This is a genomic window from Massilia sp. TSP1-1-2, assembly GCF_049896185.1.
Classification (GTDB): domain Bacteria; phylum Pseudomonadota; class Gammaproteobacteria; order Burkholderiales; family Burkholderiaceae_D; genus Telluria_A.
In genome coordinates this window covers 17821-41252 of sequence record NZ_JAFCTU010000013.1, presented here as the reverse complement: position 1 = coordinate 41252, position 23432 = coordinate 17821, and the positions used below count along the sequence as shown (strand labels likewise).

Annotated in this window: 21 protein-coding genes and 1 tRNA gene; 9 read left to right on the top strand and 13 right to left on the bottom strand. The window is 64.2% G+C overall.

Translation table 11 applies throughout. The features are described 5' to 3' along the window. The first annotated feature begins 80 nt into the window (after positions 1 to 80). A complete protein-coding gene (locus tag ACP7BV_RS13310; protein ID WP_426104381.1) occupies positions 81 to 998 on the top strand; it encodes a LysR family transcriptional regulator in 918 nt (305 codons plus the stop codon). Positions 999 to 1014: 16 nt separating this feature from the next. After that, complete coding sequence (locus tag ACP7BV_RS13305; protein WP_426104379.1) at positions 1015 to 1959, top strand: D-2-hydroxyacid dehydrogenase; 945 nt, start codon at positions 1015 to 1017, stop codon at positions 1957 to 1959. Here the strand turns inward: ACP7BV_RS13305 and ACP7BV_RS13300 are convergent. Genes ACP7BV_RS13300 through ACP7BV_RS13285 form a run of 4 tightly spaced genes read right to left on the bottom strand, consistent with a single transcriptional unit; the run spans position 1956 to position 4372 of the window. Next, positions 1956 to 2078: a hypothetical protein gene (locus ACP7BV_RS13300; protein ID WP_426104378.1), complete on the bottom strand. Its 123-nt coding sequence runs from the start codon at positions 2076 to 2078 to the stop codon at positions 1956 to 1958. The two genes, ACP7BV_RS13305 and ACP7BV_RS13300, sit on opposite strands and share 4 nt — an antisense overlap. Before the next feature lie 21 nt (positions 2079 to 2099). Further along, positions 2100 to 2840, bottom strand: coding sequence for a LytR/AlgR family response regulator transcription factor (locus ACP7BV_RS13295; protein ID WP_426104377.1), 741 nt, complete (start codon positions 2838 to 2840; stop codon positions 2100 to 2102). Next, positions 2818 to 3948, bottom strand: a complete 1131-nt coding sequence (locus tag ACP7BV_RS13290) for a sensor histidine kinase (protein ID WP_426104375.1) — start codon at positions 3946 to 3948, stop codon at positions 2818 to 2820. The genes ACP7BV_RS13295 and ACP7BV_RS13290 overlap by 23 nt, the downstream gene beginning before the upstream one ends. Continuing rightward, positions 3899 to 4372, bottom strand: coding sequence for a hypothetical protein (locus ACP7BV_RS13285; protein WP_426104374.1), 474 nt, complete (start codon positions 4370 to 4372; stop codon positions 3899 to 3901). The genes ACP7BV_RS13290 and ACP7BV_RS13285 overlap by 50 nt, the downstream gene beginning before the upstream one ends. A 237-nt stretch (positions 4373 to 4609) precedes the next feature. On the opposite strand from ACP7BV_RS13285, the gene ACP7BV_RS13280 reads away from it, so the two are divergent. The 4 genes from ACP7BV_RS13280 to ACP7BV_RS13265 all read left to right on the top strand — a co-directional run bounded on the left by ACP7BV_RS13280 (position 4610) and on the right by ACP7BV_RS13265 (position 7528). Continuing rightward, a tRNA-Arg gene (locus tag ACP7BV_RS13280) sits at positions 4610 to 4686 on the top strand. 451 nt (positions 4687 to 5137) lie between these two features. After that, the gene (locus tag ACP7BV_RS13275) at positions 5138 to 5986 is read left to right on the top strand and encodes a serine/threonine-protein kinase (RefSeq protein ID WP_426104372.1); all 849 of its coding nucleotides are present in this window, start codon (positions 5138 to 5140) and stop codon (positions 5984 to 5986) included. After that, entirely contained in the window at positions 5983 to 6822 is an 840-nt protein-coding gene (locus ACP7BV_RS13270; protein WP_426104370.1) for a PP2C family protein-serine/threonine phosphatase, read from the top strand. The genes ACP7BV_RS13275 and ACP7BV_RS13270 overlap by 4 nt, the downstream gene beginning before the upstream one ends. A gap of 1 nt (position 6823) precedes the next feature. Continuing rightward, complete coding sequence (locus ACP7BV_RS13265) at positions 6824 to 7528, top strand: M50 family metallopeptidase (protein ID WP_426104368.1); 705 nt, start codon at positions 6824 to 6826, stop codon at positions 7526 to 7528. Between the two features lie 6 nt (positions 7529 to 7534). Here the strand turns inward: ACP7BV_RS13265 and ACP7BV_RS13260 are convergent, their stop codons facing one another. Then, on the bottom strand, positions 7535 to 8281 hold the full coding sequence (locus ACP7BV_RS13260) for a M23 family metallopeptidase (RefSeq protein ID WP_426104366.1): 747 nt from the start codon (positions 8279 to 8281) through the stop codon (positions 7535 to 7537). 39 nt (positions 8282 to 8320) lie between these two features. After that, positions 8321 to 8761: a hypothetical protein gene (locus ACP7BV_RS13255; RefSeq protein ID WP_426104365.1), complete on the bottom strand. Its 441-nt coding sequence runs from the start codon at positions 8759 to 8761 to the stop codon at positions 8321 to 8323. Between the two features lie 94 nt (positions 8762 to 8855). On the opposite strand from ACP7BV_RS13255, the gene ACP7BV_RS13250 reads away from it, so the two are divergent. The 3 genes from ACP7BV_RS13250 to ACP7BV_RS13240 all read left to right on the top strand — a co-directional run bounded on the left by ACP7BV_RS13250 (position 8856) and on the right by ACP7BV_RS13240 (position 11908). Further along, positions 8856 to 9731: a GlxA family transcriptional regulator gene (locus ACP7BV_RS13250; RefSeq protein WP_426104364.1), complete on the top strand. Its 876-nt coding sequence runs from the start codon at positions 8856 to 8858 to the stop codon at positions 9729 to 9731. Between the two features lie 328 nt (positions 9732 to 10059). Next, complete coding sequence (locus ACP7BV_RS13245) at positions 10060 to 10491, top strand: post-PEP-CTERM-1 domain-containing protein (RefSeq protein ID WP_426104363.1); 432 nt, start codon at positions 10060 to 10062, stop codon at positions 10489 to 10491. Then, the gene (locus ACP7BV_RS13240; protein ID WP_426104361.1) at positions 10478 to 11908 is read left to right on the top strand and encodes a PA domain-containing protein; all 1431 of its coding nucleotides are present in this window, start codon (positions 10478 to 10480) and stop codon (positions 11906 to 11908) included. The genes ACP7BV_RS13245 and ACP7BV_RS13240 overlap by 14 nt, the downstream gene beginning before the upstream one ends. Positions 11909 to 12019: 111 nt before the next feature. Here the strand turns inward: ACP7BV_RS13240 and tagF are convergent, their stop codons facing one another. The 7 genes from tagF to ACP7BV_RS13205 all read right to left on the bottom strand — a co-directional run bounded on the left by tagF (position 12020) and on the right by ACP7BV_RS13205 (position 23212). After that, positions 12020 to 12745, bottom strand: a complete 726-nt coding sequence (tagF, locus tag ACP7BV_RS13235; RefSeq protein ID WP_426104360.1) for a type VI secretion system-associated protein TagF — start codon at positions 12743 to 12745, stop codon at positions 12020 to 12022. Next, positions 12739 to 16290, bottom strand: coding sequence for a type VI secretion system membrane subunit TssM (gene tssM / locus ACP7BV_RS13230; RefSeq protein WP_426104358.1), 3552 nt, complete (start codon positions 16288 to 16290; stop codon positions 12739 to 12741). The genes tagF and tssM overlap by 7 nt, the downstream gene beginning before the upstream one ends. A 37-nt stretch (positions 16291 to 16327) precedes the next feature. Beyond that, entirely contained in the window at positions 16328 to 17683 is a 1356-nt protein-coding gene (gene icmH / locus ACP7BV_RS13225) for a type IVB secretion system protein IcmH/DotU (RefSeq protein WP_426104356.1), read from the bottom strand. Positions 17684 to 17689: 6 nt separating this feature from the next. Further along, entirely contained in the window at positions 17690 to 19033 is a 1344-nt protein-coding gene (tssK, locus tag ACP7BV_RS13220) for a type VI secretion system baseplate subunit TssK (protein WP_426104354.1), read from the bottom strand. A gap of 10 nt (positions 19034 to 19043) precedes the next feature. Then, a complete protein-coding gene (gene tagH, locus ACP7BV_RS13215) occupies positions 19044 to 20603 on the bottom strand; it encodes a type VI secretion system-associated FHA domain protein TagH (RefSeq protein ID WP_426104352.1) in 1560 nt (519 codons plus the stop codon). A gap of 131 nt (positions 20604 to 20734) precedes the next feature. Next, positions 20735 to 22768 carry a type VI secretion system Vgr family protein gene (locus ACP7BV_RS13210; protein WP_426104351.1) on the bottom strand — a complete coding sequence of 678 codons (2034 nt, stop codon included), beginning with the start codon at positions 22766 to 22768 and terminating at the stop codon, positions 20735 to 20737. Positions 22769 to 22822: 54 nt separating this feature from the next. Continuing rightward, a complete protein-coding gene (locus tag ACP7BV_RS13205) occupies positions 22823 to 23212 on the bottom strand; it encodes a DUF4280 domain-containing protein (RefSeq protein WP_426104349.1) in 390 nt (129 codons plus the stop codon). Positions 23213 to 23432: the final 220 nt, after the last annotated feature.

Genomic DNA, 23432 nt, shown 5'->3' with positions numbered 1-23432 from the left:
ACACTTTAAACTTGTTCTACAATCTAATAAAGATGGCAAGCGCGAATTGATTGTTCAGGAATCCGAACAATAAGGGAAAAATGAATAAGTTACAGGCAATGGAAGTATTCGTGCAGGTGGTCGACGCCGGCGGTTTTACGCGCGCGGCCGAGAACATGCAACTGCCCAAGGCGACGGTGTCGACCCTGGTGCAGGCGCTGGAAACGGCGCTGACCGTCAAATTGCTGCACCGCACCACAAGACAGGTCAGCGTGACCTCCGACGGCGCCGCCTATTATGAGCGCTGCCTGCGCATCCTGTCGGACGTGCGCGAAGCCGAGGAGTCGCTCTCGACCAACCGCGCTTCGCCCAGCGGGCGCCTGCGGGTGGACGTTTCAACGGGCATGGCAAATGATCTGATCATCCCCGCCCTGCCGGATTTTTTTGCGCGCTACCCTGACATCCGGCTCGACCTTGGCTGCAGCGACCGCGCCGTGGACCTGATCGAAGAAGGCGTCGACTGCGCCATCCGCGGCGGCAACCTGCCCGATTCGGCCCTGATTGCGCGCCGCATCGGCGTGCTGCACTTCGCCATTGCCGCCACGCCCGAGTACCTTGACATGCATGGCCGTCCCACGCACCCCGACCAGTTGGCCGAGCACCGCTGCATCAATTATTTTTCGTCCAAGAGCGGCAAGACGCATGATTGGGACTTTGTGCGCGGCGACGAAACCATTTTCATTCCCGTGCCGTCGTGCCTGGCGGTGAACGACTCCACCGTCTACATGACGGCCGGGCTGCAGGGCCTGGGGCTGGTGCAGATGGCCAGCTACAAGGTCGACTCGCTGGTGGCCTCGGGGCAGATGGAACTGGTGCTGCAAGACTGGACCAGTGCGCCCATGCCGATCAATATCGTGTACCCGGAAAACCGCCACCTGTCGGCCAAGGTGCGCGTGTTCGTGGAATGGGTGGCTGACCTGTTGATGACCCACCCCAGCTTGCAACCGAAGAAAGCCTGACATGGAGCGTAGCGTCATGGATCGTATTGTTTTTCTGGACCGCGACAGCCTGCAGGCGCAGGTGCGCCGCCCGGGCTTTGCACACCAGTGGAGCGAGCACGCGGCCACCGGCGCCGGCGACCTTGTGCAGCGCCTGCGCGGCGCCAGCGTTGCCATTACCAACAAGGTGCCGCTGCGCGCGGCCGATATCGCGCAGCTGCCGGAGCTGAAAATGATCGCTGTCGCCGCCACCGGGACCGACAACGTGGACCTGGCGGCCTGCCGCGAGCGCGCCATTCTGGTGTCGAACATCCGCAATTACTCGCTCGTGTCGGTGCCCGAACACGTGTTCACGCTGATCTTGGCCTTGCGCCGCAACCTGCGCGCCTATCGCGCCGATGTCGAGGCGGGCCTGTGGCAGCAATCGAGCCGGTTTTGCCTGCTCGACCATCCAATTGCAGACCTGGCCGGTAGCCGCCTTGGCATCGTGGGGTATGGCGCGCTGGGCAAGAAGGTGGCGGCGATTGCGCGCGCCTTTGGCATGCAAGTGTGCGTGACGTCCCGCTCGCCGGCCCGCGACGCCGGCGTGACCGAATTGCCGCTGGCCGAACTGCTGCGCACGGCCGACGTCATCAGCCTGCACCTGCCCTTGAACGAGCAGACGCGCAAGCTGATCGGCGCGGCGGAACTGGCTACCATGAAGCGCAGCGCGCTGTTGATCAATACGGCGCGCGGCGGCCTGGTCGACGAGGCGGCGCTGGCGCAAGCCTTGACCGATGGCGTGATCGGGGGCGCCGGCTTTGATGTTTTGAGCCAGGAGCCGCCCTTGCCCGACAATCCGCTGCTGCAGCTTCGGCTGCCCAATTTTATACTGACGCCGCACGTGGCGTGGGCCAGCGCAGGCGCAATGCAAACGCTGGCCGATATGCTGATCGATAATATTGAAGCCTGGCATGCGGGCAGGCCGCTGAACGTCGTTTAAGGTGGACAAGTGGCGGAAAGCAGGATGCGGCGGTCGACATCCAGGATGACGCGCAGGCCGCAAAAGGCCATCGGCAGGTCAAGCTCATTGCCGATCTTGTCCCTGAAAGCGTCATCCATCGGCATCTCCATGCCCATCATTCACATTTGACGGAACGCCTGCTCGCTTTGATTCGACGCGCTCACGCTCAGCACCTCGGCGCGGCCCTTCAGCCGCACCTCCATGTGGCCATCTTGCCGATACACGGCCTCGATCCGGCGGCGATTGACGATCGCGCCCCGGTTAATCTGTATGAACTCCTGCGGGTCAAGTTGTTCCACCAAATCCTTGACCGGCAAACGAATCAGCGCCTCAACGTTTGAAGTCACCACTTTCGTGTACTTCGCATCGGACTGAAAATAGATCACTTCATCCACCGTGATCACGCGCAGCAGGTTGCCCACGGATGCCTGAATCCACGACAGATAACGTGGTTGTTCAGGCGCGCCCGCGGGTACTGGTGCGACGAGCGCAACGGGTGGTCCCGCCAGTCGCAGTTTCAAGCGTTCGATGGTATCGAGCAAGCGCCCCCGGTCGAGCGGCTTCAGCAGATAATCCGCAGCGCCCACATTGAACGCGTCAACCGCATGTTCCCCGTACGCGGTCAGAAAGACCACCGCGGTGCCAGCCGGTCGGACACGCGCAACGTCAAGGCCGGTCGCCTTTGGCATATTAATGTCCAGGAAGGCCACGTCCGGTACATGCTGCCTTAGCGCCGCCAGCGTGGCCGCGCCATCGGTGGTCTCGGCCACGATACGCAGCTCTGGCCACAGGTCGGCAAGCGCGGTGCGCAATTCGGCGAGCAGCAGTGCTTCATCCTCAGCCAGCAATGCGGTCGGCATGAACAACTCCTTCTTCAAACGGGATGATAATCGTGCCAGTAAATCCGCCCTCGACCGGGGAACCCACTTCCAGGCAAGCGCTACTGCCGTAGATCGCTTCCAGGCGCTGCCTGATATTCGACAAGCCAAGACCCGTGCCGCCTACGCTGGAGATGCCTGGTCCGTTGTCGGCAATGCTAACGTGCAGCGCGGCGCCTATGCGCGCAACGGACAGTGTGATTACCCCTTCGCTGCTCTCCGCGATGCCGTGCTTGACTGCATTTTCCACCAGCGAAATGAGCATGGCCGGTGGCAGCGGGTGCTTCAGCAATGCATCCGGAACGACAAAACGATAGGCCAGGCGCGAGCCCATGCGAATCTGCATGATCGCCAGATAATGCATAGCCAGGTCCATTTCCTGCACCACGGATGAATACTCGGCACGCAGGTTTTCCATGGCGCTGCGCAGGTACGCGATCAGATGATCGAGCATCGACTCGCCATCGACCGCGCTGGTGCGGTAGAGCTGGCGTAAATTGGCCAGGGTATTGAACAAGAAGTGGGGCTCGATCTGCGCCTGCAGGATGCGCAACTGCGCTTCAATGGTTTGGTTGTGCAGCGCTTCGCGTTGGCGCTGTGCAGTCCTGCGCTCAAGCAGGTTCACCAATGGCTGTACCAAGTTGCTGTCCATGTACTGCATCTGCGCGATCGCGTCCAGTGGCGCGGCGACAAACCAGGCGAGCCCGCCGGACCGTACAGTGCGCACGCGCAATTGCTGTAGGCCATTCTCAAGCGCGTGCATGGAGATCTCCACATGCATCGGGCAGCCCAGCCAGGTTAATGCATGGACGGTCTGCTTGCCCCTGATTCGCTTTGTCAGTTTAGCGTGGCTGCCGTAGATTAAGCGGCCCAAGCCCGGCATCTGCCCGCTGGTAATGCGTTCGATCTGGCGTGCCATTTCGCTTTCGCAGTCGAGGACATTGCCGCGCAAAAGCACTGTGTCCACCAAGAGGCTGCCGTCGATTAGCCTGACCAGCGCGTCAGTGCGCCGGCTTGCGGCATACAGGCGTATGCTGGCATTAATGATCGCCAGGATGGGCGCTGCGAGGCACAGCTCCACAACCAGCATCCCAAAGCGCCCCGTCGCAACGGTCTGAAGTATCCAGTGGACCGTGGACTGATCGCCCCTCATGCTTGCAGCGATGTAAAATTCCCCCGATCCCAAGTGGGATCCAAGCCATCACTAACAAACACTCAAACGTGGCCTGCAACTGGAGTTTGCATGAATACAAAACGCTGACGGGCCACGATGTCTTCCCCTCCGTCAGATAGCGGCAGAACCCGAAATAGCCCAGCTGCGCGGCGACCAGCGTCAACGGCGCCCACGACAGCGCCGGATGGACATCGAAAGCAGGGTAAAACATCCGCACCACGGCCGCGGCGCAGGCAAAGACGGTGCCTAGTCCGCGGGCGGCAAGCAGGCAAATTAGTGACAGCAAAAGGAACTTACGCGCAATAAGCTTCTCTGTCGCAGGGTGGGCAAGGGTATGCATGTGTCGCTCCAAGAATGGGGGAAACCCGATTCTTTCAAAGAGGGTATGCACCAGCCACTCTGCGATGAATGGCTTCCTTTCGGGGATGACTGCGGCAATCAAGGTAACTGGCTTTTCCTTCGCTGGAGATCGAGGTGCGCGGCACGATGCTGCAACGGCCTGCGGCATTGTAGGGAACGCCACTATTATTTTGCGCTTCCAGAATTAAAACATTGCTGCTATACTCCTGTCTCTTTCGCGGCTGTAGCTCAGTTGGATAGAGTACTTGGCTACGAACCAAGGGGTCGTGGGTTCAATTCCTGCCAGCCGCACCAAAAATTCGTAAGATGAAAGGCCTGAAGAGTGATCTTCAGGCCTTTTTTCTTTGTATCGTCCTGGCGCACGAGGCTGTTGCAAAAGGGGCAGCAATGCCGCAGCACGACATCGTCCTCGCGCACGCGGGGACCCATGGAACGGTTCAACTGTGCAACTGTTCCATGGATCCCCGCGTGCGCGAGGACGATGTTGTTTGAGATGCTAGCCGAAACACGCAGTATCTCTTTGGACACCCTCGCCTCCCCAAAAACCCCAAACTTTCACAACTTTATCCAGGAACGCTGCGGTACAATCTTGACAAATTATACTTACTTGCATGAGCCGGAGCGTGGGTCGGAAAAGCGAAGGCAAACTTCCGGGCGCGGCAATGTTTTCATAAGCTGGTATGCCGTGAGCAGGTCGCTGCTGGCGCCATGAAAGTGCTGAAAGAATAAGGCGGGACGGATCGGCATGATCGAGCAGCTAGGCAAATACCGCATCGACAGCATCCTCGGCCAAGGCGCCATGGGGGTGGTGTACAAAGCGTTCGACCCGCAGCGCGAACGCGTCGTCGCGCTCAAGACGATCCGCAAGGAGTTGTTCTCCAACAGCCAGCAGGCAGACCTGATCAGCCGCCTCAAGAACGAGGCGCAGGCGGCCGGACGGCTGAACCATCCACATATCGTCATGGTCCATGACTACGGCGAAGACAGCGACTCGGCCTACATCGCCATGGAATTTGTCGACGGCGCGCCACTCTCTACATTGATATTCCCCCAGCGGCCCACCGCGCCGGCGCGCGTGTTTGCCTGGATGAGCGAGCTGCTGCTCGCGCTCGACTACGCCCATTCGCGCGGCGTCGTCCACCGCGACATCAAGCCGGCCAACCTGCTGATCACATCCTGCGGCTGCGTCAAGCTGAGTGACTTCGGCATCGCGCGCATCGAGCCGTCCGCGCTCAACCAGACCGGCTCGATGATCGGCACGCCCAGCTACATGTCGCCCGAGCAGTTCCGCGGCGAGACCGCCGACGCCCGTTCCGACGTGTTTTCATGCGGCGTGCTGCTCTACCAGCTGCTCACTGGCGCGCGGCCCTTTGCCGGCTCGTCGTCAGCGGTGATGCACCAGATATTGCATGAGTCGCCCGCCCCGCCATCGACGCTGCTGGCGTGCCTGGGCCCGTACGACGCCATCGTCGCGCGTGCGCTGGCCAAGGCACCGCAAGACCGATTTCAGTGCGCGCGCGCCTTTCTCGATGCGCTGGCGCGCGCCGCCCCGCCCCGCCCCGCCCCGACCCTTTTCCCGACAAGGACGCCATGAGCACCTGGACCGCACTTTCCCCGAGCAAGCTGCACCAGTTGCCTTCGATCGTGGCGTACGGCGCCACCGACATCGGCACTGTGCGCACCACCAATGAAGACAACTTCCTGATCGACGCCGCGCTCGGCCTGGCGATGGTGGCCGACGGCATGGGCGGCCACGCGGCCGGCGAAGTGGCCAGCGCCGGCGTGCTGACGGCGCTGCGCGAGTACTTGACTGCACATGCGCACAAGCTGGCCGACGGCGGCGACTTCGCCGCCGCCGATCCGGACGCCACCTGGTCCGACCCGTCCATGCGCGCCGTGGGCCTGCTGCACGACGCGATCGAGTTCGCCAATCGCAGCCTGTACCGGCGCAACATGGACAATGACTGCGAAGACGGCGGCGGCATGGGCACGACGCTGACCGGCATCTGGCGCCCGGCCGGACAGGCGCCCTTCGTGCTCTTTCATGTCGGCGACAGCCGCCTGTACCGCCTGCGCGGCGGGCGGCTCGAACAGCTCACGCGCGACCAGACCATGTACCAGCAGGCGTTCGATGCGGGATTGTTCGACAATCTCCCGCCGCGCAACATGCTGCTGCAGGCGATGGGGCCGTCGCCTGCCGTGGCGCCGGAAGTACGCTCGCAGCTGGTGCAGCCGGGCGACGTTCTGATGCTGTGCAGCGACGGCTTGCACGGCAGCGTGACGGACGGTGAAATGGAAGCGGCTTTGGGCGGCGCGACGACGGCGTCGCTGGCGGCCATTTGCGCCCAGCTGATCGAACGCGCCAAGGAGTGCGGGGGCCGCGACAACATCACGATCTTAATTGCGCTGTGCCAGGACGGACCAATCTGAGATGCCACAAATAAAGCAATGGTTCGACATCCGGATCTGGCCGACCCTGTTTGGCTTCATCGCCTTTGGCATTGTCGTCGCGTACCTGCGGCAAACGGCGCTGATGGCGCCGGTCGACCTGTACCTGATCGCCTGGCACGAAAGCATGCACGCCGTGGGCGCCTGGCTGACCGGCGGCTCCGTGCACAGCATGGAAGTGCACGCGCGCAATGGCGTGACGTGGACGTCGGGCGGCTGGTTCCCCGTCATTTCCATGGCCGGGTATGTCGGCACCTCGCTGTGGGGCGCGGCCTTGCTGGTCACGGCGCGCAGGCCCGCGTGGATCTGGCCCATGCATTTGCTGACGGTGGCGCTGCCCCCGCTGGTTATGCTCTTTGGAAATGGCATCAGCCTGAGCCTGCTGGCTATCCTTGCGATCAGCGTGGGGCTGTTCTTTTTGTGGCGCAAGTTCCCCGGACCGGTGACGCTGCTTGTGTCGGCCCTGTTCGCCTCCGAATCGTGGCGCGACGTGCAGATGTATCTGTTTTCGATTCCCGGCCGCACCGACGCGGGCATCCTGGCCAGGTACATGGGCGTGCAATTGCTGACCTTGCCCATTGCGCTGTGCATGGCCGTGCTGTCGCTGCTGATCTGGTGGACGGCGTTTCGCCATGGCCATATCAAGCTGCCGAACGCGCGCCCGGGGCCAGTCCCGGCCAGGCGCTGACGCTAACTACTGGGCGGCGCTGGCGCCAGGCCCGAAATCGATCACGGCAGTGTCACCCCAGGGAAACTCGCCGCTGCGCGCTTCCCACGTAGCACCGGGTTGCTGGATCAGGTAGTGGTCGATCACAAAAGGGCTGCCCTCGCCCATCAGCGCGTGCACCCGGTCCGTGACCTGGAAGTGCAAATGCGGCCAACGCGCGTCACCTGAATTGCCCACGCGGGCAATCATTTGACCCCGTTTCACATGCTCCCCCGTCTTCACGCGCACGCTGCCGGCCTGCAAATGGGAATCGGATGCGAGCTGACCGTCACCGAGTGCAATGACGATGGCGTTGCCGGCGATCGACGCCATGGACATTGGTACCGCTGTCGCAAAGCCGGCCTCGGTCTTGGGGATATTGTCCGGCATGCCGTCGCTTGCCGCCAGCACCGTGCCGCTAGCCACGGCGAGCACGTTTTCGCCATAAGCGTAGTACGCGTGCAGGTCGCGCGGATCGCCTGAAAACGTTGCCCCTTGCTTCGATTTGTGCCAGTCGATCGCGTAGCGCCGCGAAATGGTTGCGAGGCCGTCGGCAACGAACAGGCCCATGCGGTGATGCGAACCGGCGTGCGGCCCGTTGCGGGGGAGCCAGCCGCTGCCGGTCAGGGGCCGTCCGAGCATCGGCAAGGCGGTGCGGCGCACGTCAACGACAGGACCGTCGGCGATCGCGCCATCGAGCACGATGCGGTGCCGCAGTCTGGCCGGGATTGGCAACGTTTTGTCAAACGCCACGCACAAAAAGGCAACCACCGCCTACCCTGCGCCGATGCGGCGCACATGGTTGATCCTGTTGCTATTGTCGATTTCGTCGCCGCTGTCCGGCGCCAGCACCGCCTGCAGGGCCGCGTCCTTGAATTGGGCGCTCGCCGTGCTGCGACCATCCGCGCTGCGCACTTCGATGGCGCGCACGCTCGACGCCTCGGCGGCGTAATTGTGCAAGTGCAGCTCATAGATCAGGTAATTGCGTCCCTCGCGCGGAACAGGCACCGGCGCGACGGGCGTGCGCACTTCCAGCTGCACCGGGGGAAACGCAGCCTGAGGCGCGCTGGCCGCGCCCGCGCCCGTGGCCGCTGCCGTGCTGGCTGCCAACTGACACCCGGCCGGCAGCGCTTCGGCAATGGCCCACGATGCTGTACAGGCAAAGCCTAGCAGGCCGGCAAGCGCGAATGAACGGGCATGTTGTTTGATCGGCATTGGCAATTTCTCTTTCTGAAGTAACTTGGTAAACCGCAATTGTAGCGATACGGCGATTGACATAAATGATATTCATGGTTGAATATCGGCCACGATGAAAATTTCAAGAAACAACGATGCGGCAGCGCCCATCGACATCTGGCTGCTGGTGTTTCCCCACTTTCTGCTGCTTGACGCCACTGGTCCCGCGCAGGTCTTCTCCACCGCCAACGACGAAGCGCGCGACGCCGGCCGGCCGCTGCCCTATCGCATCCATCTCATCGCGCCCGGTGGCGGCGCGGTCGTCTCGTCGTCTGGCATCAGCGTGCTGACTGCGGCACTACCGAGGCGCAGCCTTGCCGGCGCGACGCTGATCGTCGCGGGCGGTCGCTGCGCGGATTTGCCAACAGACGCGACGCTGCTGCGCTGGATCGTGCGCGCCAGCGACGCCGTCGCGCGCTGCTGTTCGGTCTGCACGGGCGCGTTCGTGCTGGCGCGCGCCGGGCTGCTGGACGGGCGGCGCGCCGTGACGCACTGGAAAGACGTCGCGCAACTTCGCAGCGAGCATTCAGGCGTCGTTACGCAAGACAACGAAATTTATGTGAGCGACGGGAAATTTCACACATCGGCCGGCATTTCGGCGGGCATGGACCTGGCTTTGAGCCTGGTGGAACAGGACCTTGGGCGCGCCACTGCGCTCGCTGTCGCAAAGCGCATGGTTTTCTTCCTCAAGCGGCCCGGCGGACAACGCCAGTTCAGTTCAGAGATGTTGTCGCACTTGCCCGAACAGAGCGTTGGCGGGCAGCTTGCCGCGTGGCTGCGGCCGCGCCTGCGCCAGGAAGTTGATGTCGTGCAGATGGCTGGCGCATGCGCATTGTCGGTGCGCACGCTACACCGAAGGCTGCGCCAGGAGATCGGCGTCGCGCCGGCCCAGTTGCTGCTGCGCCTGCGCATGGAACTGGCCTGCGGCCTGCTTAACAGCCGGGAATGAGCGTCAAACAGGCGGCGCGCCAGAGCGGCTATGGCACCGAATACAATTTACGGCGCGCCTTCGCGGCGCAACTCGGTGTGTTGCCGAGCGAGTACCAGGCACGCTTCGCATAACGCGGAAAACAACAGTGCCAAGCCGGCCACTGCCCGGGCTTTACCAGGAGAAACCGCACGATATTTTTACATTTACGAGAAGAACGAGATATTCACCGTGAGAATTTCAATCATGCAGCTTATCGGGGAAGCTATAGTTATTGCCAACCGGCTTGAACAGTGGGACGGTAGACCTGAAAGACCGATCGAAGTACATTTTAGAAAGACATCACAAAATGCATACCTCCGTGTTTTCACTGCGCACTTTGGTCGCTGTCGCGGCCCTGGCGCTGTCCGCCACGGCGTCCGCCGCAGGCCAGGACGCCCAAGCCGGCCAGACCGCGTTCAAGGATCCGGCCACCGGCAAGATGCGCAACCCGACCGCGGCTGAAGCGAAGCAACTGAACGACCTGCGCGCCGCCCACCGCGCCAGCGAGCTTGCCGCGCGCAAGGCCACCGGCGCGCCGCAGGCCAACGTCATTCGCCTGCAAAAAAACGGCATCCTCGCCGCCCACGTCGACGAAGAATCGATCTCGTATTCGGTCGTGCGGCGCAGCGCTGCAGGCGGCCTTGAAACCGATTGCGTCACCGGCGCCAGCGCCGCAGTGAGCACCATGTCGAGCCCAGTGACCAGGCAATCGAAGGAGCAGCACAATGATGTTCAATAAGCGCCCTCGCCTCACCCTGCTTGCCGCGGCACTGGCATGCTCGTTCGCCGCCGGCGCCGCCCAGGCAGCGGCCACGATTGTCATCAACAACGCCAACGCGGCCGGTGTCGGCTTTAACGACGCCACGCCCGCCACGCCAGTGGGCGGCAATACCGGCACCACGGTCGGCGCGCAGCGCCTGATCGCCTTTACCCACGCGGCTAATATCTGGGGCGCGACCGTCACCAGCGCCGTGCCCATCGTGATCAATGCGCAGTTCCGGCCGCTCACCTGTACCGCCACCGGCGCCGTACTGGGCAGCGCTGGCGCGACCCAGATTTTCGCCGACTTCCCCGGCGCGCCAAAGGCTGGCACCTTGTATTCGTACGCGCTGGCAAACAAGCTGTATGGTGCGGAAATCTCGGACGAGGTCGGTCCGCAAATCAACGCCAACTTCAATTCCGAACTGGGCAAGGCAAATTGCCTCACCGGTACCTCGTTTTACCTGGGCCTGGATGCCAACCACGGCAGCAACATCGACTTTGTCGCCACGCTGCTGCACGAAATGGGTCACGGCCTGGGCTTTCAGACCTTTACCAGCGGCCTGACGGGCAGCCAGTTGGCCGGTTACCCGTCGGTCTGGGACCACTTCCTGCTCGACAATACGACCAACAAACTGTGGGTCAACATGACCGCCGCCGAGCGCGTTGCATCGTCGCTCAAGCCGGCAGGCTTGTCCTGGACCGGCGCGCGCGTGACGGCGGCCGTGCCCAAGGTGCTGTCGGCCACACCGCAGCTGCGCCTGGTCGGCTATGGCGCCAAGCAGGCCGCCAGTCTGTATGCGGTGGGCGCGGCCGACTTTGGCCCGGCGATCGGCAGTGCGGCCGTCACGGGCGAAATCGCCAAAGTGGCCCTGCAGGCCGACAGCCCCGGTTCGGCTTGCACGCCGTTCAATCCAGCCAATACGGCCTCCGTGTACGGTAAAATTGCGCTGGTCAGCCGCGGCACTTGCGGCTTTACGATCAAGGTCAAGAACGCCCAGAATGCCGGTGCGATCGGTGTCATTGTTGCCGACAATGTCGCCGCTGAACTCAGTGGCCTAGGCGGCGCGGATCCCAGCATCACCATTCCGGCGGTGCGCGTCACGCAAGCTGACGGCGCCGCGATCGGCGCCAGTCTGAGCAAGCCCAACGGCGACACCTCCGGTACGGTCGGCAAGCTTGAACTGTCGAAAACGCTGATCGCCGGCACCGACTCTCAGCGGCGCATCACGATGTACACGCCGAACCCGTATGAGTCAGGCTCGTCGGTATCGCACTACAACACCTCGGCCCGGCGCAACCAATTGATGGAGCCAGCCATCAGCGCCGACCTGACCCATTCGCTGACGGTGCCGGTTGACCTGACGTTCGAGCTGCTCAAGGATATTGGCTGGTAATGCGCAAGCTGCTTGCCACCGCCGTATAACGAAACCGCCTGCTTGCAGGCGGTTTTTTTATGCCAGATCGTGGAGATTGTGGAGATTGTGGAGATTGTGGAGATTGTGGCGTCAAGCATGCGCCCCAACCCACCCATGCGCATTCCACGTCCCATCGAGCAGCGCAACAAATGCAGCGGCCGCGGGCAAGCCGTCACACACGAGCATGCAAGGCGCAATCTTGGGCGAGCCATCGGTCCACCACAAGCTGTGGCCATGCAGCGCGGCGCCGGCCACCGCTTTCACCAAGCCTGGTGAGGGCGTTGCCAACTGCTGATGCAATTGAAGCGCCGGATCGAGCGCAATCACGGTGCCGGCCTCGCTGCCGCCAGCCGCGTTGGCAGCACCGGATTGATCGGGCGGACCCAGGTTGCACAAGGCCGTGTCAAAAGCGTCAAGCGAAAACCCTTCGCCCAGGGACGACAGGGCCAGTTCTTCCAGGTCCTTGAACCAGTCGTCATGCAAACTCGCGCAGTCGAGCAGCGACTCCTGAGCGTCGATGCAGGCGGCCAGCGTCAGCGGAAAATGGCGCCCCACCCGGTCCACGCTGGGCATCATCAGCCCGACCCACGCGTTCTCGCCGCACACGCCGCGCGCCAGCGCAAAGCGCCATATCGGGCTGCTCAGCCAGGTGGCGACCCAGCGCTCGGCCAGCGTCTGCCGGCTTTGCTGCATGCCCGCCTGCAGCCAGCCATCCCAGCCCTGCTGGAACGAAGGCGCCAGGCGGCGCCCGACAAAGTCGCCATGGCTGGTGACTTTGCCGTAAAAGCCTGGCCGTGGATCCACCATGTCTACCATGCGCTCGGGCAGCGGAATTGTTCCAGGCCGTCGCGCCGGAATGGATTGATCACGCTGCTGGCGGTCAGGTCATAGACAATCTTGTGGCCGCCCAGGTCGAACGTCAGCTTGTAGCGCTCACCCTGGCCGGTCGGCGCCAGCACACCCTGGTCAAGCATGCGGAACCAGCCCCAGGCGCCGTCGCCGCGCAGCTCGGCGCCTTGCGCCGGCGTCGCTTCCAGCCGCACCAGGCCGCCGCCTTTGCCGCTTGGCAGCGTGATCGGCGTGGGCCGCGCCACCGCGCCGGCCGCATACACCACCGGCTGGCCGTCGATGTCGACGGTGACTTTGGTGAGCACGGGATCGGCGCTGACCGGGGTCAGGTCAAAGCGCAGGCCCGGCTGGCGCCCGCCGGCGGAAAAGAACATCTCGCGCAGGCGCGCGGCGCGCTGGAACTGGTTGAGCGTGTCTTGCGGGATGCCGATCGCCGCATCGCGCCACTTCCACTGGGGCCCGGACATGTCGACCTGGGTCGCCATGTTCTTGTTGAAGAAGTCCTCCATCACCCCGCCCGGCCCGAACAACTTGCCAAAGTCGTCCAGCGTCACATCCTTGGTGGCGCCGCGCACCAGCGGATAGCGCCCGCTGCTCGCTTCGCGGCAGAAGGTGGCGCCGGCGGCATCCCACAACGCTTTCAGGCGCGCGCGCTCGCTGCCCAGCGTGAGGCCGGCGCCGGCGCTGTCGATGGTCTGCATCATCTCGCCCAGCGGCGCCGGCTTGCCGTCGGCCTCGCGCTTGATACGCTGCAGCACTTCCGCAGGCGGCGGCGGCAGGCCGCCCTTGCGCGCGTTTTCGGCGGCGTCAAAATACACGGACGCTTCCTTGAGCATGGCGAGCATGGCGTCCAGCGGCGCTGGCGTGGTGGCCCCCGGCGCGCCCACCAGCTTGTGCAGTGGTTCGAAATGCTGGTTGACCGGGTTGGTGGCGGCCGGCCCGGCGGCAGGCGCGGCGTCGGCGCCGAGCGCCGCTTCCAGCTTTTTGCGCGCGGCGGCCAGTTTGTTAAGTACCGCCTGGTCGAGCGCGGGCGCCTTGCCCGCTGCTGCGGCAAGCTTGGTTTCCCTGGCCGCGCCCTGCAGGAACAATCGCAGCGGCGAGTCGCCCGCCGCCAACGCATTGGTGATGCGCGCACCCTGGTCCAGGCTGGAAAACGGCAAGATGCGCACGTCGGCCAGCATCGCATCCCACTGCGCAATGTAGTCCGCGTAGTACAAGGCAAGCACGGCGGCGCGCATCTGGTCGCCGCTGACAGCGTCCAGCGCGCCCTGTGCTTCGCGCTTGTCGAGCACCCAGCTGTCCTGGGCGATGTCGAGCATGGCCTGGGGCGCTTCTTTTAACAATTCCTTGTAGCCGGCCACGCTGTACAGGCCGGGAATGCCGCGCGTGAGCGGCTCACCACTCTTGCGCGCCAAGACTTGCGTGGCGTCGCGGCCCACGGCACTGCTGACGCTAAACTCCGGCAGCTTGGCCGTTGCCACCTGGCGCTTCAGGCGGTTGTAGAGGCGCTGCGGCAGCGGCATCATCGCCAGCGTCATGCGCGTTTGCGCAATCAGCGCAGCGTCCAGCGGCGCCGGTTCTTCGCTGTCGGCGCCAGGCGCGAGCATGGCGCCCACGTGCAGCGCCAGCTGGTCGCGCTGCTCGGGTGTGGCATCAATCAGGTTGCGCGCCCAGTCGATCGCCAGCCAGGCTTGCACCGAATCGGGATCGAGATGGCCGCTCTGGCCGAGCATCAGGTACACGCGCAAGGCTTCGTACAAATATTCCTGGTTATTGGCGTCGCCGCGGCGCAGCACTTCTTCGAGCCGGCTCGTTACGCGCGGCAGCAGCGCGCTGCGCAGCAGGCGCCGGTAGGCGTTCTGGGCGCCATTGCCCAACTTGTCAGCCTGCGACAGCCCGAAGCGATTCATGACCGGCACGCCGGCATCGCGCTCGGCATATCCACCGGGCAGCTCGCGCGCGGCGTTCAGCAGCGGCAGCACGCCCACCACGCTGCCGTGCTGCGGCGCGGCCCCGGCCAGTTGCCCCAGCTGGTCGCTCTTGGCGGCCACTTGGGCCACGTACGCCTGGTTGCGAAAGTAGCTCACGCCAAGTCCGGTCGCCACCAACACCACCAGCAAGGCTACGCCTGCGCCCAGCGCCAGGCGCATCTGGCTGCGGCGCTTTTCAAAACGGCTGTCGGTGCCCGCCAGGCCCGCTTCCTTGAACATCAGCTCTTTGAGCAGTGCCGTAATGAAGTAGCTGCGCCCGCTGGCCGCGTTCGGCGGCAGCACCTTGCGGTCCAGTCCAAAGGCCGCCGCCAGCGACGCCATGACGCGGTCGATCGGGCTACCTTCCTGGGTGCCGCTGGTGAAGTACACGCCGCGCAGCAACGAAGCGCTCTCGAAGCGATTCGGCTCGAACACGGCCGTCAAAAAGCCGCCCAGCACGTCGCCAAGCGCGGCGAACTGCTGCGGGAAGCGGTACAGCAAGGCGCGCCGCTGCAGGTCGCGCTCCTGCTGCACGCGGTCAAGCACGCGCACCTGCAGGCGCTGCTCGAGCGCCAAAAAACGCTCGGGAAAACTGGCCAGCGCAGCGCTGGCCTGACCCTCAAGCGCCAGCGGGAACGTCATGCCCCAGACCTGGGCGCGCTCGTCGCGGCCAAGGTGATCGAAAAACTCCACGAAGCCGGCCAGCAGGTCACACTTGGTGACGGCTACGTATATCGGAAAGCTGCTGCCCAGGGTGTCGTGCAGCTCCTTGATGCGGGCACGAATGGCCAGCGCCTGCGCCTGGCGCGCGGCCGGGCCTTGCTGCAGCAGGTCGGCCACGCTGAGCGCGACGATGATGCCGTTGACGGGGCGGCGCGGCCGGTGTTTCTTTAGCAGCCCCAAAAAGCCCTGCCAGCCGGCCTGGTCGACTTCAGCGTTGCTGTCCTGGGTCGTGTAGCGCCCTGCGGTATCGAGCAGCACGGCTTCATCGGTGAACCACCAGTCGCACTGGCGCGTGCCGCCCACCCCGCCAATGGCGCCGGGGCCCATCGCTTCGGCCAGCGGGAACTTCAATCCCGAATGGAGCAGCGTGGTGGTCTTGCCGCTGCCTGGCGCGCCGACAAACATATACCAGGGCAGCTGGTACAGGTACTGGCCGCCCCACTGCTTTTTGCCCGATGCCGATTTTTTCAACAGGCCCACGGCCTGCTGCATGCGCTGCGCCAGTGCGGCCTGTTCGGCCAGTGCCGCCTGCTGGGCCGGCGCGCCGGCGTTTGCCGGCGGCGCATCAAGCGGCGGCGCCAGGCTCGCCATCAGGCGCTTGTTGGCCAGGCGCGCGGCGACCACCTTCCAGGTAAAGTATCCAGCCCAAAGCGCGAGCAGCAGCACGATGATGAACCAGCGCACGCCGCTGGAGCCGAACGGCACCTTGCCGTCAAATACCAGCAGCGGCGCCTCGAACCAGATCACCAGCGCGAGCAGGAAAACGCCCGCCAGCGCCAGGACTGCCGGCTTGAACATCCAGGTAAATAGTTTTTTCATGGTTGCGCGCCGTGGCGGCCCGGGAAAAGGTAAGCGATCATGGCGCCGCCGGCGGCGCAAGGACAACGATGTCGACGCGCCGGTTGCGCGCGCGGTTCAGCGGCGAGACATTGGGTACCATCGGCTCGGTGTCGCCGCGCCCTTCGGCGCTAAAGCGCGCGCTCGTGACGGCGCGGTTGGCCAGTTCGACCATGACGCCTGCCGCGCGCGCCTTGGACAGGTCAAAGTTCGAGGGAAAGCGCGCCGACAGGCCCGGCTTAGTGTCGTCGGTGTGGCCGATCACGATGATCTTGCCGCGTTCGGTCTTGAGTGCGTCGCCGATGCGCGCCAGCAGCGGCGCGACCTTGTCCTGCACCTCGGCGCTGCCCGAACCGAACATGCCGTCGCCGCGCACGGTGATCACGCTGCGTTCGGCCGTCTCTTTGACGCTCACCAGGCCCTGCGCGACTTCGGGCGCGAGGAAGGTGGCAAATTTGGCCGGCGCGGGGGCGGCGGCGGCGGGGGTCACGGTTGGCGCCGGCACGGCTACGCGAATTTTAGACAGGCCCGCGTACACCGGGTCGGAAGCACGGTTGAGCACCGTGCTGCCCACCAGTTGCAGCACCAGCAGCAGCGCGCAGGCGGCAGCGGCCATCACCCATACCGGCACGCCCGACAGCGGCGAGACCAGCCTGGACGCCTCGCCGCGCCAGTTCGGAGACAGGTCGGTCTCGCGCGGGCCGCGCTGGTCCTGGATCATTTTGAGCAGGCGTTCGCGCAGCGTGGCCAGCTGGGCCTGGCCCTGGTCGATCACGCGGTAGCGCCCTTCCAGGCCAAGCGAAAGGCACAGATACATCAGTTCGAGCAGGTCGATATTGGCGGCCACGTTCTGGCTTAGCTTTTGCAGGATCAGGAAAACTTTTTCGCCGCCTGACGCTTCGTTGTGAAAGGCGACCAGCAGGCTGCGCGAACCCCACACGCCGCTGCCCCAGGCGGTGCTGGAGATGGTTTCGTCGAGCAGCACGCACAGCACGTAGCGCGCTGCTGCGATGGTGTCGACGGCAATGCCGGCGGCGCGCGCTTGGTTCTCGAACGCCTTGATGGCCGTGGCCAGCTTTTCACGCAGCTGCTGCTGGTCGGGCGGCTGGGCCGTCATGCGCAGCGGGACCACCAGGTCGAGCAGCCCATTAGCGGCGCGCACCAGGGGATTGACGCCGCTGCCCGGCAGCGTGGCCAGCGGCGCGGCGGACGCGCCCGCGTGGCCGGGATTGTAAGCCGGCGCGGGCGGCGCCGCACTGGCCGCGGCAGCGGCGCGCCGTCCGCCCGGCGTGGGCACCAGCATCGTCTTGTCGGGATCCTGGGGCGGATCCTGGCCCTCTGGGTTGCTCTCTGGGTTGCTCTCTCGATTGCTCACGCGGTGCTACCTCCTGATGGCCCAGAATTGCATCTGCAAGCCTGGAAAGTCCCCGGCTACATGCATCGCAACGCCGGCCGACTGATGGAGATGCTGGAAATACTCGCTCTTGCTGTCAAGTTCAAAGTAGGTGTAGCCGGCATAGAACGGCAGCTGGCGCGGCGCGACCGGCAGCGCGCGCATGCCAATGCCCGGCAGCTGCAGGTTGACCAGGTCGCGGATTTTTTCGATCGAACCGATCTTGACCTGCGACGGAAACGCGCCCCGCAGCGTCTCGGGCGGCATCTGCGCATTGACCGCCAACACAAACGTGGCCGAGCGCAGCAGCTCCTTGTCGGGCACCACCGCCACGCGGATGCCGAACTGGCGTTCCTCGAGCGGGATCGGGACCGCCTGCGAGTCCATCACCACCGACAGCGACTTGCGCAGGTCCGCGATTAAGGGCGCGAACGTCTCGCCCAGGTGGGTGTGGCGGTACGGCGGATAAGCGCTGCAGCGCTTGCCGGCATCGGTAAAGGTTGCCAGTTCGCCGGCCAAGCCAAGCATTGCGCGGTATAGCGTTTCGGGATGCACGCCGGTGGCCGCAGCCAGGTGAATGAACAGCGGCTCGGCGCGGTTGAGCAGTTGCAGCAGCAGGAAGTCGGCGATTTCGGCGGCGCCGGCAGCGCCCGGCTGCGACAGGCGGCTGGCCAGCACGTCGCCGCGCTGGTGCAACAGGCCCACCAGTTCGTCGGCGAAGCCCGCCAGGCGCGGCGCGGCCCGGAAATCGAGGCATGGCGCGCAATAGTCCGGGTCGAGCACTACGCGGTTGTCGGAGCGCCGTTCGATGATGCGCGCCACACCCACGGTGGCGTAGGCGTTGGCGACCTCGCTTTCGAGGGCCAGCCGCAGGCGCAGTTTGCCCACTTGCATCAGCGCGCTGTTGTCCAGGCCATTGCTGTCCCAGGCTTCGTATTCGTCGGCGCGGTGGCGCGCGAAGTTATCGGCACCGCTGTCGGCGCCGCCGTCAAAGCGTGTTTCGGGCACGCCGTGGCGGCGCAGCGGCAAGGCTAGCATCACCATCACGTTGCGGGCATCGGCCGGAATGTCCAGCGGCAGCGGGAGTTCATCTTCGGCCGGCAGCGCGAACGGGGTACCATCGGGCAGCACCGCGCTGCAAGCTTGCAAGGCAACCTTGCCCAGCGCCAGTTGCTGTTCGTCGATCTTGACGTCGATGAAACCCCAGCTGTACGGGCGCAAGCCGGCCACGCGCGCTTCGAGCTGGCTTTGCCAGTACCGGTCGTGCTGCTGCAAGTGTTGGGGCTGCAACAGCATGCCTTCCGACCACACTACCTTATTTTTCCACGCCATCGTGTCTCTTTCAGTTGAGTGCCGCTTTTTTAGCCTGGCGCAGGCGCGCGACCTGGTCTTCGTACGCTTCCGCGAATTTTTCGCCGAACAGGCGCTGCAGGTCGTCGTCGGCCTCGCGCGCGATTTCACCGTACAGCTCGACCAGGCGGTCCCACATCTTGGCCTTGCGGTTCGAGCTGAGCATCTTGTCCATCACCGTCGGCACGGCCAGGCGCGCCTCGATCTGGTCCGGGTCGAAGCGGTGCAGCACGGCTGCCAGCGCCGCGCGCATGCCGGCGATGACGGCCAGTTCGTGCGCGCGCAGGTCGTCAAAGGCGCCGGCCATCGCTTGCGATGGCGCCATGTAGCCGGCCATGGTGCCGGTCAGCATCTGGGTCAGCGCGCCCTCGGCGTTGGGAAAAAACTTGAGCGGATTGTTTTCGCGCACCGACAGGATCGTCACGTCCATCCGGCTTTCCTTCTTGGTCAGCGCGCGCGCCATGAGCACGTCGATGGTGCCGGCGGTCGCTTCGCGCAGCATGCTGCCCACGATCTCGGCCACTTCGGTAGCCGGACGGTGAAAGCGCAGTTCGGGCAAGCCCAGGCCGCGCAGCAGCGCTTGCAGGATTTCGCTGTCGGCGGCGCCCGTCGATGGCGCCGGCGCGGCGGCCGGCGGCGCGATCTCCATGGGCGGCGCGACGGGCGACGGCGCTGCGTCGGTCAGGCCGCCGAGGTCGAACGACGCCAGTTCGTCGGGCACGAATGCGGGGGCGGAGGTGGGCACGGGAGGCGGCGCATACACCGGCGGCGCCGGCTTGGCCAGCGGTGGCGCGAAAAAGTCGGCCAGCGGATCGTAATCGGCCGGGAAGGCAAAGCTGCCAGGCGCAGCCGGTGCTAGCGCCGGCGCGCTCGCAGGTACAGGCGGCGCTGCGGCAAACATCGCGGGCATGGAAAACGCAGCCAGTTCCGGCGACACATGGTCGCTCTCGGCCGCGTGACGCGGCACGTCGGCGCCATCGCCGAACAAATTCAGGCCCAGCGGATCGGCGCCGCCGACCTGGAAGCTGTCGCCCGGCCCCACGTCCAGGATGCTTGCGGCAGACAATGCGTCGAGCATGCCGATGGCCGGCGGGGGTGTCGAGGCCGACAGAATGCCGGATGCAGGGCGCGGCGTCAGCTCAAGCGGCGGCAGCTGAACCGGCGGCGGTGGCGGCGGCGGCACGAACAGGGGCAAGTCGGGATTGTTGAGTGGCGCCTGCGGCAAGTTCAGCGCGGCCATGCCCGCTTCAATCACGGCCATCAATTGATAGTCGCCGATGGTGACCCGGTCGCCGTGGGCGAGCGCGACTTCCTTGCCCTTGCCCAGCGGCCGGTCGTTGACCACGCTCGGATTGCTGCCCACGTCTTCAAGCATGAACACGCCGTCGCGCAAGGCGACCTTGGCGTGCACGCGCGAGATGTATTTGGAGGCGTCGTCGAGCACCAGCGCGTTGTCGGGTGCGCGCCCGATGGTGCCGCCGGCCTTGGCAAAGCCGACAGGGCCGGCGGGCGGCACGGGCTGATTGCGATACGTCAGGATTCGTAGGTACAACAGCATCGGATGAGATAGGTAAGGTTGCCTGCGGTCGCGCCACGATCGCAAAACGCGCCGCCAGCCGACCGAGTCAGATGATTATACTTTGCACAAACAATTAATTTACACAATAAAAATGTCTAACGGCATCAATTAATCTTGACCATCGCCCCTTCGACCGTCATGATCGCGCCCGCTTTTACTTCCATCATCGCGCCCGCCTTCAGCTTGGCGTTGGCGTCGGCGGAAATCTCGATTTCAGCCGACTTGATGGTGATTTTGGCGGCCTCGATCTTGATGCTGCTGCCGCCCACCTTGAGCAGTATCGAGGTGCCCGCTTCGATCACCAGCGTGCTGCCGATATCGACTTTCTGCTTGCCGGTAATGGCCGTTTCCTGGTCGGCGCCGATCGACACTGTCTGGTTGGCGCCGACATCGAGTTTCTGGTCAACCTTGATGGTGATGGTCTGGTTGTTGTCGACCTTGACGGTCTCGTCGTGCGTGACCGTGACGTTGCGGTCGTTGCCGACCTTGAGCGTCTGGTCATTACCGATGGTTTCGGCCTGGTCGTTCTTGATGTCGATGGTCTGGTCGCCCTTCTTGGCGACCTCGAAACCGACCTTGAGCGTGTCGTTGTTCTTGACGATCCGGTTGCAGTCGCGTTCCGCCTGGATGAAGATTTCTTCGGCGCCCTTCTTGTCTTCGAAGCGCAGTTCATTGAAGCCGCCGCCGCCCTTGCTGGTGTTGGTCTTGAAGGTCGCCTTGGTCTGCTCGGCCGGCAGCGCGTACGGCGGCATGGCGTCGGAATTGTAGACGCAGCCGGTCACCAAGGGGCGGTCCGGGTCGCCCTCGAGGAAACTGACGATCACTTCCATGCCGATGCGCGGCACGGCCATCGCCCCCCAGCCCTTGCCGGCCCAGGCTTGCGACACGCGCACCCAGCACGAACTGTTTTCATCTTCCTTGCCCAGCCGGTCCCAGTGGAACTGGACCTTGATGCGGCCATATTTGTCGGTCCAGATTTCTTCACCGGCCTTGCCGACCACCATCGCCGTTTGCGGCCCCTGCACGATCGGCTTGGTCACCGTGGCGCTCGGCCGGTACGGGTAGGCGTTGCCGATCGCGGTGAATTGGCACAGCACCGTGAACGGCTGCGCCTCTTCGCCGCTGCGGTACTGGCCGCCGCCGATTTCCAGGCGGGCGCTGGTGACCAGGTATTTGCGATTTTGCTCGTCGCGCGGATGGTCGGCCATCGCGAACACGCCGCCGGCAAACAGGCCGCGCGCATCGGTCTGCGCTTCAATCTGTTCGCACTGGCCGTGCAGGCGCTCGATGCGCGCCAGCGCGAGCGCCTTGCCAACGTCGGCATCGGTGTAGGCGCCGGGATAGTCGAACATCTCGAACGCTTCCTGTTGGTACAAGGCGGCGATGGTCCTGGTGGTCAACAGGCCGGCACTGTTGCTGGCGGCCGTTTTTTCAAAATCAAAGTCGTTGAGCACGTAGCTGCTGGACTGAATTTCGCCGCCGGCGGACCATTGGTAGATCGCCTCTTCTTCGAGTTCCCCCGGGTTTTTGTGGACCGCGTATTTGAGGCTGCCGTAGCCGGGAATGAGCTCATGGGCATTGTGCGAGTCGGCCAGCACCATGGTGTGGGCGTCGGCCGTATGGGTAAAGTAAAAATAGATGCCGGCGTCTTCGAGCAGGCGGCACACGAAATCGAAATCGCTCTCGCGGTACTGGACGCAATACGGCAGCACGGGATACTCGCCGCTGAGCGAGTCGAGCGACAGGCTGACCAGGCCGCCATACACGGCGCACACTTTCTTGACGATGTCGGTGACCTTCAAATCCTGGAAGATGCGGCAGTTCGCGCTCTTTTTGAGCAGCCACAACCAGGGATGGATGGTCGCTTCGTAGGTGGCGAATTCGCCGCTCCAGCCGGTGCTGCCAAAGCGCGTGACGATCCCGTGGAAGTGGCGCTCGCCCTCGCCCAGCCCGCCGAGCAGTTCGATGCTCATGGCCTTGCCGAGCACATCGGCGATCTTGATTTCGCTATCCTTGCTGAGCAATTGCACGCGAAACTCCGGCAGGCGGCCAAGCGCCTCGGTCGTGCTCATCGACTTGAACAGCAGCACGTCGGTTGCCAGTGCGGAAGTGACGGAAACTTGGCGGGCTAGTGGCATAGGAGTGTGCTGAAAGTGGAAGGGAGCTGCGGTTGCGGCCGGGCCAAGGCGCGGCTACGGGATCATGGTCTTGACGGTGCCGGGCATGGTGAAGGAAATCACGCCGCCCCAGTTGCACATGCATTTGGACATATTGTTCAGCGCAGGCATATTGCCGATCAAGACAGTCGGCGCGCCCGGCGCCCAGGGCGCGGCGGTGACGGGGATGCAGGGCATGGGCGTGAGCACGCCGAGCGCGGCTGCGGTGGCTGCGGCGACCATTGGATTGGCCGGCGACATGCACACGCCAAAAGGCATGATGTTCATCATCGGCACATGGTCCATGATGTTGGCCGCTGGCGGCCCTTCGCACAGCACCTTGTTCTTGGGCAGCACGACCAGCGAGGATGGCGCCGCGCCCATCGTGCACATCATCATCGCTCCCATTGAAACCTGGCTTGCCATGTGTCGTCCTTTGCAATGTGAGCGCTGCGTGGCGCTCGTGTTCAGTATGTCGGGAAAAGTACATTTATGCAATATTTTGCTGCATGCGGCAGGCATGGCAATCAACTATTGGGCAGCAACGCAACAAGATCGCTGCGCCGTCAATTCCCGTTTGCGGCCGGCCTTAACAATGGCATACTCGACAGCACGGCGCCTGCCGCAATTGGCCAGGCTTTGTCCG